10 protein-coding genes are annotated in these 13,569 nt (G+C 63.6%); 5 read left to right on the top strand and 5 right to left on the bottom strand.

Annotated elements, in window-relative coordinates:
* Position 1: 1 nt before the first annotated feature.
* From ACPEE1_RS17140 to ACPEE1_RS17130, 3 genes are all read right to left on the bottom strand, one after another.
* Positions 2–1,150, bottom strand: coding sequence for an MBL fold metallo-hydrolase (locus ACPEE1_RS17140; RefSeq protein ID WP_116927255.1), 1,149 nt, complete (start codon positions 1,148–1,150; stop codon positions 2–4).
* Between the two features lie 124 nt (positions 1,151–1,274).
* Positions 1,275–1,736 carry a RidA family protein gene (locus ACPEE1_RS17135; protein WP_116927256.1) on the bottom strand — a complete coding sequence of 154 codons (462 nt, stop codon included), beginning with the start codon at positions 1,734–1,736 and terminating at the stop codon, positions 1,275–1,277.
* A gap of 124 nt (positions 1,737–1,860) precedes the next feature.
* Positions 1,861–2,322 (bottom strand): RidA family protein, encoded by a 462-nt coding sequence (locus ACPEE1_RS17130; protein ID WP_021027680.1) that lies wholly within the window; start codon positions 2,320–2,322, stop codon positions 1,861–1,863.
* A 157-nt stretch (positions 2,323–2,479) separates the two neighbouring features.
* On the opposite strand from ACPEE1_RS17130, the gene ACPEE1_RS17125 reads away from it, so the two are divergent.
* From ACPEE1_RS17125 to ACPEE1_RS17115, 3 genes are read left to right on the top strand one after another with little or no spacing between them, the layout of a single operon-like run.
* Positions 2,480–5,164, top strand: coding sequence for a DNA internalization-related competence protein ComEC/Rec2 (locus ACPEE1_RS17125; RefSeq protein ID WP_182345224.1), 2,685 nt, complete (start codon positions 2,480–2,482; stop codon positions 5,162–5,164).
* A gap of 59 nt (positions 5,165–5,223) precedes the next feature.
* Positions 5,224–6,711, top strand: coding sequence for a circularly permuted type 2 ATP-grasp protein (locus tag ACPEE1_RS17120; protein WP_182345225.1), 1,488 nt, complete (start codon positions 5,224–5,226; stop codon positions 6,709–6,711).
* A gap of 54 nt (positions 6,712–6,765) precedes the next feature.
* Positions 6,766–7,740, top strand: coding sequence for an alpha-E domain-containing protein (locus ACPEE1_RS17115; protein WP_021025531.1), 975 nt, complete (start codon positions 6,766–6,768; stop codon positions 7,738–7,740).
* Positions 7,741–7,847: 107 nt separating this feature from the next.
* Here the strand turns inward: ACPEE1_RS17115 and ACPEE1_RS17110 are convergent, their stop codons facing one another.
* Together ACPEE1_RS17110 and bfr are read right to left on the bottom strand one after the other, a co-directional pair.
* Complete coding sequence (locus ACPEE1_RS17110; RefSeq protein ID WP_116927258.1) at positions 7,848–9,983, bottom strand: TonB-dependent siderophore receptor; 2,136 nt, start codon at positions 9,981–9,983, stop codon at positions 7,848–7,850.
* A 435-nt stretch (positions 9,984–10,418) separates the two neighbouring features.
* Positions 10,419–10,895, bottom strand: a complete 477-nt coding sequence (gene bfr, locus ACPEE1_RS17105) for a bacterioferritin (protein ID WP_116927314.1) — start codon at positions 10,893–10,895, stop codon at positions 10,419–10,421.
* A 409-nt stretch (positions 10,896–11,304) separates the two neighbouring features.
* On the opposite strand from bfr, the gene ahpC reads away from it, so the two are divergent.
* Together ahpC and ahpF are read left to right on the top strand one after the other, a co-directional pair.
* Positions 11,305–11,868, top strand: a complete 564-nt coding sequence (ahpC, locus tag ACPEE1_RS17100; protein ID WP_021025534.1) for an alkyl hydroperoxide reductase subunit C — start codon at positions 11,305–11,307, stop codon at positions 11,866–11,868.
* Between the two features lie 123 nt (positions 11,869–11,991).
* Positions 11,992–13,563, top strand: a complete 1,572-nt coding sequence (ahpF, locus tag ACPEE1_RS17095) for an alkyl hydroperoxide reductase subunit F (RefSeq protein WP_182345227.1) — start codon at positions 11,992–11,994, stop codon at positions 13,561–13,563.
* Positions 13,564–13,569 lie beyond the last annotated feature (6 nt).

Here is a 13,569-nt window from a genome sequence, read left to right as displayed (position 1 = left end):
CTTAACGCAGCGCTTCCCACCACTGCTTGTTGCTGCGCGGCTGGCCCACGGTCAGCACCTCGCCGATTTCTGGCGTGGCCAGTTGGATGCCCTGCTGCTGCGCCAGCGCCGCGAGCCGGTCCAGCGGCTCACGCCAGCCGTGCATGGCCAGCGCAAAGGTGCTGTTGTGCACGCTGTAGAGCACCTGGCCGCGCACATCGGTAAAGGCCTGGATGGTTTCTTCCGGTGTCATGTGCACGGAGGGCCAGTAGGCGTCGTAGGCGCCGTTTTCCATCAGCGCGAGGTCCATCGCGCCAAACTTGTCGCCAATCGCCTTGAAGCCGGGAAAGTAGCCGGTATCGCCGCTGTAGTAGATGCGCTGGCCGCCGGTTTGCAGCACCCAGGATGCCCAGAGCGTGCTGTTGCGGTCATTGAGCGTGCGGCCCGAGAAATGCTGGCTGGGCGTGGCGGTGACCTCGACACCGGCGTGTTGCTCCTGCTGCCACCAGTCGAGCTCGACAATGCGCTCGGACGCCACACCCATGTCGCGCAGGCGCGCGCCCACGGCCAGCGGCACAAAGTAGCGCTCGACCTTGCCCAGCAGGAACTTGATCGTCGGCTCGTCCAGGTGGTCGTAATGGTCGTGCGACAGGATGAGACCGGCAATCGGCGGCAGGTCCTGCAAGGGCAGCGGCGTGGGGTGGAAGCGCTTGGGGCCGATAAAGCTGAACGGCGATACGCGCTCACCAAACACCGGGTCGATCAGCCAATACTGGCCCTGGAGCTTGAGCAGGTGCGACGAGTGGCCGAGCCGAATCACATGGTTGGCATCGGTGGGCAGCGCTTGCAGCTGCGCCGGGGTGACGGTGTGGACCGGAATACTGTCCTGCGGAGTGGTGCCGCTCTTGTCGCCAAACAAAAAGCGCGACCAGATCTGAAAGCCGCCGGCATGGGGCTTGGCCGCCGGGTTGGGCGGGTTCTGAAAGCGCTTGTCGGCCGAGGAATACTGGGGCGATGCCTGGTAGCGGCGCTGGCTGTCCTCGTCGGGGGTGGAGGCGCAGGCTACCAATGAGCAGGCAGTGGCCACCAGCCAGCCGCTGCGCAGGCGCTGAAAGCCGCCGTTGCCGCGGGTGGTGTTGCTGGAGGAGGACGCGGGGTGGGGCTCTTGCATGGGGTGTGTCAATCAGGCAGGGGAATGCGGTAAGCGATTGCCATGATACGGCGCCCATAAGAAAGCCGCATGGCTGCGGCTTTTGTAGGGATTTAGCGAAAAATCTATTGATTAATCAACAGATTTATTCCACTTCGGCGATGAGTTCGATCTCGACACAGGCGCCCCGGGGGACCTGGGCGACGCCAAAGGCGCTGCGGGCATGCGCCCCCTTGTCGGGACCAAACACCTGGGCCAGCAATTCGCTGGCGCCGTTGGTGACCAGATGTTGCTCGGTGAAGTCTTCCGTGCTGTTGACCAGGCTCATCAGCTTGACAATGCGCTTGACCCGGTTCAGATCGCCACCGACTGCTGCTTGTAAGGTGCCCATCAGGTCGATGGCGACCGCGCGCGCTGCCTGCTGGCCTTCGGCGGTGTCCATGGTCTTGCCTAGCTTGCCGGTCCAGGGCTGGCCGTTCTTGCTGGCCGTGTGGCCGCTGATAAAGACCAGTTGGCCGGTTTGTGCAAACGGTGCGTAAGCCGCAGCCGGTGTGCGCACGGGCGGCAGTTCAATGTTCAGTGCTTTGAGTTGGTCGTAGATGCTCATGCCGGTGTTGTCCTTGCTGGGTAGAAGACAGGCATCTTAGAGGCATGGCCGACTGCGGTGGCATGCAAAAACAATGCGGCGCCATACCCGCAGGGCATGGGCGCCGCATCGCGTGGTGCAGGTGTCAAGCGAGTTCGGCGATCAGCTCGATCTCGACGCAGGCGCCCATCGGAATCTGGGCGACGCCAAAGGCGCTGCGGGCATGGGCACCCTTTTCAGGGCCAAACACTTCGGCGAACAACTCACTGGCGCCATTGGTCACCAGGTGCTGCTCGGTGAAGTCACCGGTGCTGTTGACCAGGCTCATCAGCTTGACCACGCGCTTGACACGGTTCAGATCACCACCGGCGGCATGCTGCAAGGTGCCCAGCAGGTCGATGGCCACCGCGCGGGCTGCGAGCTTGCCTTCTTCGGTGTTGATGTTGCGGCCAAACTGCGCCACCCAGGGCTTGCCATCCTTGCGGGCGATATGGCCGCTCAAAAACACCATGTTGCCGGTCTGTACATAGGGCAGATAGGCGGCAGCGGGCACCGCCAGTGGCGGCAGGCTGATGCCGAGGGCCTGGAGTTTGTCGTAAACGCTCATGGAGTCCTTTCAAAAGTGGAGGCGGGGCAAAGCGCCCAGTGTGGCACAAATGCCCTGCCAGGGCGCCGTTTCCCATGTCGCCTGAGAGGGGCGCCGGCGAACTCTAGGGCAAGCCCTGATCGGACCTGCAGGCAGCGCTGCCTAGCATGTGGAGATGATGGAGACCTCTTCCTGCAAGCGGGCAGTCCAGCGCAGTGTGGGGCCGGGCTGGGCGGGCTACTGGCGACCGGCGGCCTGGCTCTGGGGCATCCTGGCGGGTACGGCCCTGCAACTGCAGCAGGCCAGCTTGGCGCCTGTCTGGCAGTACGCGGCATTGGCGCTCTTGGGGGCCGTGGCCAGCTTGCTGCTGAGCCGCTGGCGCGGGCCGCTGCCGTGGCTGGATCGCGCGCTGTGCTGTCTGGCTGCCGCTGCGCTGGCCTTGGGCCTGGCGGGCATGCGTGCCGCCCATCAGGCGCAAAAGCAGCTGCTGCCAGCGTTGGAAGGGCTAGACCTGCAGGTCGAGGGCGTCATCGTCGCCATGCCTTTGCCGATCACCGGCGGCCAGCGCTTTCGGCTCAAGACCGGGCAGGCTTGGCAGGTTGGGCAAGGCGGGCAGAAGGGTGCGCCGGTGGCAGTGCCGCCGCTGATCGACCTGTCCTGGTACCGTGCCGACCACCGGGCTTTTTCGGGTGTGGCGCCCGAGCCGCCTGCGTCGGCAGACGCTGATCTTCCGCTGCTGCAGGCGGGGCAGCGCTGGCGGCTGCCGCTGCGTTTGCGTGCCCCCCATGGCAGCCTCAATCCGCATGGTTTTGACTACGAGATGTGGATGTGGGAGCAGGGCGTGCAGGCCACGGGCTATGTGCGCCACGGCCAGGCCCAGGGGCCGCAGCTGCTGGCCTCCGGCCAAGGCCATGTGGTAGAGCGCTGGCGGCAGGCGGTGCGTGATGCGATGGTGCAGCGCCTTGCCCCGCCGGGCCAGGCGCAGGCGGCAGAGCAGGCGCGCATCGCCGGCGTGCTGGTGGCGCTGGTGACCGGGGAGCAGCGTGCGATTGACCGCGAGGACTGGCGCGTCTTCCGCACCACCGGCGTGGCCCATCTGATGGCGATATCGGGCCTGCATATCACCTTGTTTGCCTGGGTGGCGGCGGCGCTGATCCGCATGGCCTGGCGGCGCAGCCCGGCGCTGTGTCTGTGGCTGCCGGCACCCCATGTGGCCTTGTGGGGCGGGGTGCTGTGTGCGGGGCTCTATGCGCTGTTCAGCGGCTGGGGCATTCCCGCGCAGCGCACGGTGCTGATGCTGGTGGTGGTGGCCGTGCTGGCATCGACTGGCCGGCAATGGCCCTGGCATATGCGCTGGCTGCTGACCTGTGTCTGCGTGGTGCTGGCCCAGCCCATGGCCTTGCTGCAGGCGGGGTTCTGGCTGAGTTTTCTGGCAGTCGGTATCTTGTTTGCATCAGACCGAGGGGGCAGCAGCCGCAGCGCTGCGCTGCCCGAGCAGGGCAGGGCGCAGCGCGGCCTGCGCGGCGCCTGCGCTGCCGCCGCCAAGCTGCTGCGCGAGCAGTGGGTGGTGACCCTGGCGATCACGCCCTTGTCCCTGCTGCTGTTTGGCCAGGTGTCGCTGGTCGGCTTTGTGGCCAATCTGCTGGCCATCCCCTGGGTGACCTGGGTGGTCACGCCGCTGGCCTTGCTGGGCGCCGTGCTGCGGCCGTTGTGGACGGCCGCAGCCTGGGCGCTGCAGCCCTTGATGGTGGCGCTGCAGTGGCTGGCCAGTTGGCCCCATGCCGCGTTGTGGCTGGCCGCAGCGCCGGGCTGGGCAGCGTTCGTTGCCGTGCTGGGGGGCATCTGGCTGGTGCTGCCCTGGCCTTGGCGCCTGCGGCTGCTGGGCCTGCCTTGCCTGCTGCCCGCGTTGTTCTGGCAGCCGCTGCGGCCGCCCCATGGCCAGTTTGCGCTCTGGGCGCTGGATGTGGGCCAGGGCCAGGCGGTGGTGGTGCAGACGGCCAGGCACAGCCTGCTGTATGACGCGGGCCCGTTGTACGGGTCTGGCAGCAATGCAGGCGACCGGGTGGTGGTGCCGGCAATGCGGGCGATGGGCGTGCGCGGGCTGGACAGCGGCCGGCTCGATCTGCTGGTGCTCAGCCACGCCCATGTGGACCATACGGGCGGTGCCCAGGCGGTGGTGGAGCAGCTCCAGCCGGTGGGCGTGCTGGGCTCGCTGCTGCCCTATGAGCGGCAGCGCCTGGGCATTGCCGAAGCGCCCTGGCAAGACTGTGCTGCGGGCCAGACGTGGACCTGGGATGGAGTGCATTTCAGCGTTCTGTTTCCGGGGGCGCAGGAGCTGGGTGCCACAGACAGTTCCATTCCAAGGGATAGCTCGGGCAATGCCCACAGCTGCGTGCTGCGCATCGAGGCGGCCGCGCGTGGCGGCCATGCGGCCAGCGCCTTGTTGCCCGGCGATATTGAGCGGGCCCAGGAGGGGGCGCTGGTGCAGCGCTATGCGGGCGAGCCGTCGGTGTTGCGCGCCGATCTGATGCTGGCTCCGCACCACGGCAGCAACACCTCATCCACGCGACCGCTGCTGGAGGCGGTGCTCCCGCGCTGGGTGGTGGCACAAACGGGCTACCGCAACCGCTTCAGGCACCCGGCTGCGCGGGTGCAGCAGCGTTACCAAGAGATGCAGATTGTGCTGCGCAACACGGTCCATTGCGGTGCGGCGCACTGGCGCTCCGACCAGCCCCAGACGCTGCTGTGCGAGCGGCAAAAGCGGCCGCGCTATTGGCGCCACCAGGCTGCCCAGCAGGGCCAGACAAGCGGCATATTGGATATTAACAAAACAAATCAAGCACTAATTCTTGATGAAGGTTAGTACTTAGTTTTGGGTGGCGCGAAACTTGCTAAGCTGCTGGTGCCAGAAAGGATTTTGCGATGCAAAAGTTCGATGAGATGTACCAGGGCCTGCCTTATGCAGCAGGTGCCGAAAGAGCGCACTACCAAAGCTATGCCAAATGGCTGCAGCTGCAGCCCTTCGAGAAGATGCAGGCCCTGCGCGAGGAGGCCGAGCTGATATTCCGCCGCGTAGGGATCACCTTTGCGGTTTATGGCGAAAAGGACGAAGACGGCTCGGGCACCGAGCGCCTGATTCCCTTTGATCTGATCCCGCGCATCATCCCCTCGCAGGAATGGGCCCAGATGCAAAAGGGCCTGGTGCAGCGCGTGGCCGCCCTCAACCGCTTCATCCACGATGTCTACCACGACCAGGAAATTCTGAAGGCCGGCATCATTCCGCGCGACCTGGTGCTGGACAACAGCCAGTACCGGCCCGAGATGCGGGGCGTGCATGTGCCGCTGGAAACCTATGCGCATATCGCCGGCATCGATATCGTGCGCGCAGCCGAGGTGGACGGCAGCGGCACCTACTATGTGCTCGAAGACAACCTGCGCGTGCCTTCGGGCGTGTCGTACATGCTGGAAAACCGCCGCATGATGATGCGCCTCTTTCCCAGCCTGTTCAGCAGCCATGCGGTGGCGCCGGTGGCGCATTACCCGGATATGCTGCTCGACACCTTGCGTGCCAGTGCGCCCAACCAGGCGGCCAACAACCCCACGGTGGTGGTGCTGACGCCGGGCATGTACAACAGCGCCTACTTTGAGCATGCCTTCCTCGCCCAGCAGATGGGCGTGGAGCTGGTCGAAGGCCAGGACCTGCTGGTGCGCGATGATGTGGTCTACATGCGCACCACGCAGGGTCTGCAGCGGGTGGATGTGATCTACCGCCGTGTCGATGACGACTTTCTTGACCCCACCGTTTTCCGCTCCAGCTCCACCCTGGGTTGCGCCGGCTTGATGCGCGCCTACCGCAAGGGCAATGTGGCCATCTGCAATGCAGTGGGCACGGGCGTGGCCGATGACAAATCGGTCTACCCCTATGTGCCGGCGATGATCCGCTTCTACCTGGGCGAAGAGGCCATCCTGAAGAACGTGCCGACCTGGATGTGTCGCAAGCCCGATGACCTGGCCTATGTGCTGGACCACCTCGATGAGCTGGTGGTCAAGGAGGTGCATGGCGCTGGCGGCTACGGCATGCTGATCGGCCCGGCCTCCACGCGCGCCGAGATCGAGGCCTTCCGCGCGGTGCTCAAGGCCAAGCCCAATGGCTATATCGCCCAGCCCACTTTGAGCCTCTCGAGCAGCCCCACCTATGTGGAAAGCGGCATTGCGCCGCGCCACATCGATCTGCGCCCCTTTGTGCTGAGCGGCAAGGAGGTGCAGATGGTGCCCGGGGGCCTCACGCGCGTGGCGCTCAAGGATGGATCGCTGGTGGTCAACTCCTCGCAAGGCGGGGGCACCAAGGACACCTGGGTGCTGCGCGGCCCGGAGGACGATTACAGCGAATGGGATGGCATGCAGCAGTGAACCCGGAGGTTCTTGTTTGAAAGCCATCCATCTGCCTAGCGAAAGAATGTCACTATGTTGAGCCGAACCGCCGATCACCTCTACTGGATGTCCCGCTACACCGAGCGGGCAGAGAACACAGCCCGCATGCTCAATGTGAGCTACGAGACCTCCATGCTGCCGCAGTCCGCGACCGCAGCGACCAAGGCCTGGCAAAGCGTGCTGTCCATCAGCGAGCTGCTGCCTGCCTACTATGAGCGCCATGACGAGATCACCCTCGATGGGGTGCTGCACTTCATGGTGCGCGACGAGACCAATACCTCATCGATCTACAGCTGCCTGCTGGCCGCGCGCGAGAACGCGCGTGCCGTGCGTGGCGCCTTGACCACCGAGGCCTGGGAGACGCAGAACCTGACCTGGCTCGATATGAACCGGCTGTTCAAGGCCAAGAAGTTCGAGACCGATCCGGCCAAGTTCTTCGAGTGGGTCAAGCACCGCTCGCACCTCTCGCGCGGTGTGGTCTCGGGCACGATGCTGCAAGACGATGCCTTTTTGTTCTTGCGCCTGGGCACCTTCATCGAGCGGGCCGACAACACGGCCCGCCTCCTGGATGTGCGTTTCCATGCCGTCAAGAACGACTACCACGGCTCCTACCAGCCGGGCAAGGGCAGCCAGCCCTCGGACTTCTACCACTGGAGCGCGATCTTGCGCAGCGTCTCGGCCTTCGAGGTCTACCGCAAGGTCTACCGCAATGTGATCACGCCCGAGCGTGTGGCCGAGATGCTGATCCTGCGGCGCGACATGCCGCGCTCCTTGCATGCCAGCATGTACGAGGTGGTGCAGATTCTGCAGGCCGTTGCCAACGACCACTCGGCCGAAACCCAGCGCCAGGCCGGCCTGCTCCTGGCCGAGCTGCAGTATGGCCGCATCGATGAGCTGCTGGCCACCGGCCTGCATGCCTTCCTGGTGCGCTTTCTGGAGCGCGTGCATGCGCTGGGCGGCCGCATTGGCCAGGATTTTCTGGCGACCACGGAGCCGGTGGCTGCCTGATGGTCCGGCTGGCCAGAAAGGCAAAAGGCTGCGGTTGTCATCGCAGCCTTTTTTGCATCCACCGCGCGGGCATTTTGCTGCCCGCGATCCAGGGTGATCGGTGGTGATCAGTAGCGGTAGGTCGCAGTCAGCAGGAAGTTGCGGCGCTCGCCGTAGAAGCAGTCGCCGCGTGAGAGGCACTGTGTGATCACGACCTTGTCAGTCAGGTTGTTGGCATGGAAGGCCAGGCGCCAGTCACCGCTGTCATAAGCCACCATCGCATCGGTCAGCAGCGAGGAGGGCGTGTCGATGGCGCTGGTGCCCGACCACTGCGAGCCGGTGTAGCGCATGCCCGCGCCCACACTCCAGCCGCCGCGCCCCTGGCTGGCAAAGCGGTGCATCAGCCAGCTCGATGCCATGTGGCGCGAGACGGCAGCCACGCGCTGGCCCTGGTCGCCCGCATTGCTGCGGCTGATCTTGGCGTCGGTATAGGCATAGGCGACGGTCCAGTCCCAGCTTTTGGCCAGGCTGGCGGTCATCTCGGCTTCAAAGCCCTGGGTCTTGACTTCACCCAGCTGCAGGCTGTTGAGCGGGTTGGCCGGGTCATTGGTCTTGCGGTTTTGCTCGCGCAGGCTGTAGACGGCCGCATAGCCCGAGATGCCCCGGCCTTCGGGAATCCACTTCACACCGGCTTCGACCTGCTTGCCGCGCTGCGGTTTGTAGGGCGTGCCGTAAAAGTCCACGCCGCCCAGTGGCTGGAAGGACTCGGTATAGCTGACATAAGGCGCCCAGCCGCCGCCGGCCTGGTAGGTCAAGCCTACGCGCTTGGTCCAGGCCGAATCGTCGGCAGCGGCTGCGGGCCGGCCTTCGGTCTCGGTCTTGGCATGGTCGCGGCGCAGGCCCGCCGTGGCGCTCCAGTCGCCCCAGCGCAGCTGGTCCTGCAGGTAGAAGCCCAGCTGGCGCTGCGACACATTGGGCGCCTGCACCAATTGCGATGCCGTGGGCGGCGTGAACGAGCCGTAGACCGGGTTGTAGACATCGAGCGGTGTGCCCAGCGCGCGCCAGCTCGCCTGGCTGGTGGTATTGCGCTGCCAGTCCATACCGGCCAGCAGCGTGTGCTGCACATCACCGGTCTGCAGCTTGCCTTCGAGCTGGGTATCGACCAGCAGCATGCGGCCGCCATTGACCTGCCAGACGGCATCGCGCTGCACGGTGCGGCCATCGGGATCGAACACCGGCCGGGCAGGGCGGCCCGCTGCGGCGTTGGCGGCAAAGCTGGTGTAGAGCGTGCGGTAGTCCACCTCGCTGGTGGTGCGGCGCAGGTTCTGGCGCAGGGTCCAGCTGTCGTTCAGCTGGTGGCTGAACAGGTAGCCAAAGGACTTGTTCTCGGAATCGTACTTGTCAAAGTTGGGCTCGCTGATGAAGGTGTTGGTCGGAATCTGGCCGTAGGGGCTGGACAGGCGCGTGCCTTGCCAGGGGAAGAACTGGGTGATCGAGCCACTCTTGTCCTTGTGGTACATGGCCTGCAAGGTCAGCGAGGTGCCGGCAAAGGGCTTGAAAGTGAGCGACGGCGCAATGACCAGGCGGTCGTCCTTGACATGGTCGACCTGGGTGTTGCTGTCACGGCCCACCGCCACCAGGCGGTAGAGCCAGCGCCCGTCGTCGTCGATGGGGCCGGTGATATCGCTGGCAATCTGCTTGCGGCTGTGGCTGCCCAGCTGAACCTGCAGCTCGCGCTGGGGCTGGTCCAGCGGGCGTTTGCTGGTCAGGTTGAGCACGCCGCCCACGCTGCCCTGGCCATACAGCACCGAAGAGGGGCCGCGCAGAAACTCGACCCGCTCCAAGGTATAGGGTTCGACCTTGATGTTGTTGTAGGTGCCATAGGTGCGCAGCAGGCCATCCTGGTACTGGCTGACATCGCCGCCGCGCGCCTTGAAGCTGTCGACGCGGTTGTCGAAATAGCTGGAGTTGATGCCCGCTGCATAGCGTGTGGTCTCGCGCAGGGTCGTCACGCCCTGGGCTTCAAACTGGTCGCGCGTCACCACGCTGATCGCTTGCGGGGTCTCGATCAGCGGGGTGTCGGTCTTGGTGGCCGAGATGGCGCGTTTGGCGACAAAGCCTTTGACCGGGCCGGTGGCTGTCTCGGCCTCGGTCTCACCCTGCACGGTGATGGGGGCGAGCGTGGTTTCTGCCGGAGTAGCAGTTACCGGTTGCGTGCTTTGTGCCAATGCGTTGCCGCCCCAGCAGGCCAGGGCAGCCCACATGGCCGTGTGTAAAGCGGTGTGCAGCGCACGCGGCGCGGCTGATGGGATAGCGGTGTCAGACATGGTAATCGGGTGTTGAACGCGGAAAACGGCGCGCTGAAAGGGTCAGCACTTGAGCTTTACCGGGCCTGACCGCTGCCATGCAGGGAGGCTGCGCTGTGGATGCAGGTGCTGGCATCCAAGGCGTCCAACTGCGGCCTGTAGACCGCGAGGCGAAGGGATAGTCGTGCACGCAGCATGGCAGTGTGGGGTGACCCGGTGCGCTGGCTGGCATCGGTAAACAAACGATGCTGGCGTGCGAAGAAAGATGAACGCGCAGTGTAATAGAAGTTTTGAATGATTATTGTTTAACCATCAATGCAAGCAGGTTTGTGCGGCAGATACAACAAAAAGGACCCGAAGGTCCTTTTTGCGTGGCGTTGCTGGAGGCGGGGCTTATTCGACCTCGCCCATGATGGACTGCAGGTAATTCTGGATGCCGACCTTGTCGATCAGGTCCAGCTGGGTTTCGAGAAAATCGATGTGCTCTTCGGTGTCGTCCAGGATCTTTTGCAGCAGGTCGCGCGAGACATAGTCACGCACGCTTTCGCAGTGGGCGATGCCATCCTTGATGGTGGCTTGGGCGGCTTGCTCCAGGCGCAGGTCACAGGCCAGTGCCTCCGGCACGTCTTCACCGATCTGCAGCTTGCCCAGGTCCTGCAGGTTGGGCAGGCCGTCGAGCATGAAGATGCGGTCCATCAGCCAGTCGGCATGCTTCATCTCGCCAATGGATTCCTCGTATTCCTTCTTGGCCAGCTTGTCCAGACCCCAGTGCTTGTACATGCGGTAATGCAGAAAATACTGGTTGATCGCGGTGAGTTCGTTTTTCAGCTGCGCTTGCAGAAAACCGATGGCTTTGGGATCGCCTTTCATGGTGGGCTCCTTCTCTTGTGTCATTAACGGGTGTTGGGGCTATTGTCCTTGCGAAAGGTCAAGCAACCAAACCCAGCGGTGCTTATCCCCCGTGCTTTTGCTCTGGCTGCGTGTAAGGCTGAGTCGTGTTCTCATTTGACGCAGCCCGTCCCTTGCTTGCATGATGCGGCTTGCTGCAGCGCAACTGCGCTGTCATGGCGCTGTGCTAAGTTGCAGCGAACAAGGCGTGCTGCACTGCGCAGGCTTGCAAAATAGGCACCAGCCCGCATATAGCTATCTGCCTTGGGTCAGTGCTTGAATAATAGCTTGTTTAAATCTAAATGATTGTATTAATTGAATTGCTCAATTATGAAGATCTTTCTACACTGACCCCTGTCAATCGTTTTTTACTCAACAGAAGGAAACCACCATGTCCGTACTCAACAGCAAGATCAAGCCTTTCGCGACGCAAGCATTCAAGGATGGCAAGTTCATCGAAGTGACCGAAAAAGACGTCCTGGGCAAGTGGGCTGTGTTCTTCTTCTACCCTGCTGACTTCACCTTTGTCTGCCCCACCGAACTGGGCGATGTGGCCGACCACTACGCTGAGCTGCAAAAGCTGGGCGTGGAAGTCTATTCCGTCTCGACCGACACCCATTTCGTGCACAAGGCCTGGCACGACACCTCGGACACCATCGCCAAGATCAAGTACACCATGCTGGGTGACCCAACCTGGCAAATCAGCCAGAACTTCGACTGCCTGCGCGAAGGCCAAGGCCTGGCAGACCGTGCCACCTTCATCGTTGATCCAGAAGGCGTGATCCAGGCGATGGAAATCACCGCTGAAGGCATCGGCCGCAATGCAGAAGACCTGCTGCGCAAGATCAAGGCTGCCCAGTACGTGGCATCGCACCCCGGTGAAGTCTGCCCTGCCAAGTGGCAAGAAGGCGAAAAGACCCTGGCTCCATCGCTGGACCTGGTTGGCAAGATCTAAGCTGTTAATCACTGCTGCAATTCCAACGTAGTAGACGCCCGGGTGCCTGGCGCCCGGGCTTTGTTTTTTTGAAAAGTGCTGCAACGCCCCAAGGCGGGCCACGAGAAGTTTGAAGGAAGTCCCATGCTCGACAACACCATGAAAGCCCAACTGAAAGCCTACTTGGAGCGCTTGACCAAGCCCGTCGAGCTGGTGGCGACCCTGGATGACGGTGACAAGTCGAAGGAAGTGCGCCAGCTGCTGGCCGATATCAAAGAACTGAACGACAAGATCACGGTGGTCGAAGACAATGCGGCCGATGTACGCAAGCCGTCTTTCCTGATCACCAACCCGGGCACCGATGTCGGCGTGCGTTTCGCCGGTGTGCCGCTGGGCCATGAATTCACCTCGCTGGTGCTGGCGCTGCTGCAAGTGGGCGGCCACCCCTCGAAGGAGTCCGCTGAGCTGCTCGAGCAGGTCAAGAACATCGACACACCGCTGCACTTCGAGACCTTCTACTCGCTGTCCTGCCACAACTGCCCGGACGTCGTGCAGGCGCTGAACCTGATGTCCGTGCTCAACCCCAAGATCACGCACACCGCGATCGATGGCGGCCTGTTCCAAAAGGAAGTGCAAGAGCGCGAAATCATGGGCGTGCCCACCGTGTTCGTCAACGGCCAGCGTTTTGGCCAGGGCCGCATGGAGCTCGCCGAGATCGTTGCCAAGGTCGATACCGGCGCGGCAGCCCGCGAGGCGCAGAAGATTTCGGCCAAGGACGCCTTTGATGTGCTGATTGTCGGCGGTGGCCCCGCAGGCGCAGCCGCTGCGATCTATGCGGCACGCAAGGGCATCCGTACCGGCATTGCCGCCGAGCGTCTGGGCGGCCAGGTGCTCGACACCGTGGATATCGAAAACTTCATCTCCGTGAGCAAGACCGATGGCCCCAAGTTTGCGGCCGCGATGGAGAGCCATATCCGCGACTACGAAGTCGACATCATGAATCTGCAGACTGCCAAGTCCCTGACGCCCGCAGCGCAGGAAGGTGGCCTGATCGAGATCGAGACCGAATCGGGTGCCAAGCTCAAGGCCCGCACGGTGATCCTGTCGACCGGCGCGCGCTGGCGCAACATGAATGTGCCCGGTGAGGATACCTACCGCACCAAGGGCGTGACCTACTGCCCGCACTGCGATGGCCCGCTCTTCAAGGGCAAGCCCGTGGCGGTGATCGGTGGCGGCAACTCCGGTGTCGAGGCGGCCATTGACCTGGCCGGTGTGGTCCAGCACGTGACCTTGCTGGAGTTTGCCGCCGAGCTGAAGGCCGATGCCGTGCTGCAGCGCAAGCTGCGCAGCCTGCCCAATGTGACGGTCATCCTGAATGCGCAGACCACCGAAGTGAACGGTGACGGCAAGAAGGTGACGGGCCTGACCTACAAGGACCGCACGAACGACGAGATCAAGACCGTCGCGCTCGAAGGCATCTTTGTGCAGATCGGCCTGCTGCCCAACACCGGCTGGCTCAAGGGTACCGTGCAGCTGACCCCGTTTGGCGAGATCGAGATCGACGCCAAGGGCCACACCAACCTGCCCGGCGTGTTTGCCGCTGGTGACTGCACCAATGTGCCGTACAAGCAGATCGTCATCGCCGCAGGTGCCGGTGCGACTGCCGCGCTGAGCGCGTTTGACCACCTGATCCGCACCACGGCTCCGGCTGCCTGATCTGCC

The sequence above is a fragment of the Comamonas sp. 23 genome, assembly GCF_049601575.1.
GTDB lineage: Bacteria > Pseudomonadota > Gammaproteobacteria > Burkholderiales > Burkholderiaceae_C > Comamonas > Comamonas squillarum.
This window is presented reverse-complemented; position numbering and strand designations above follow the sequence as displayed.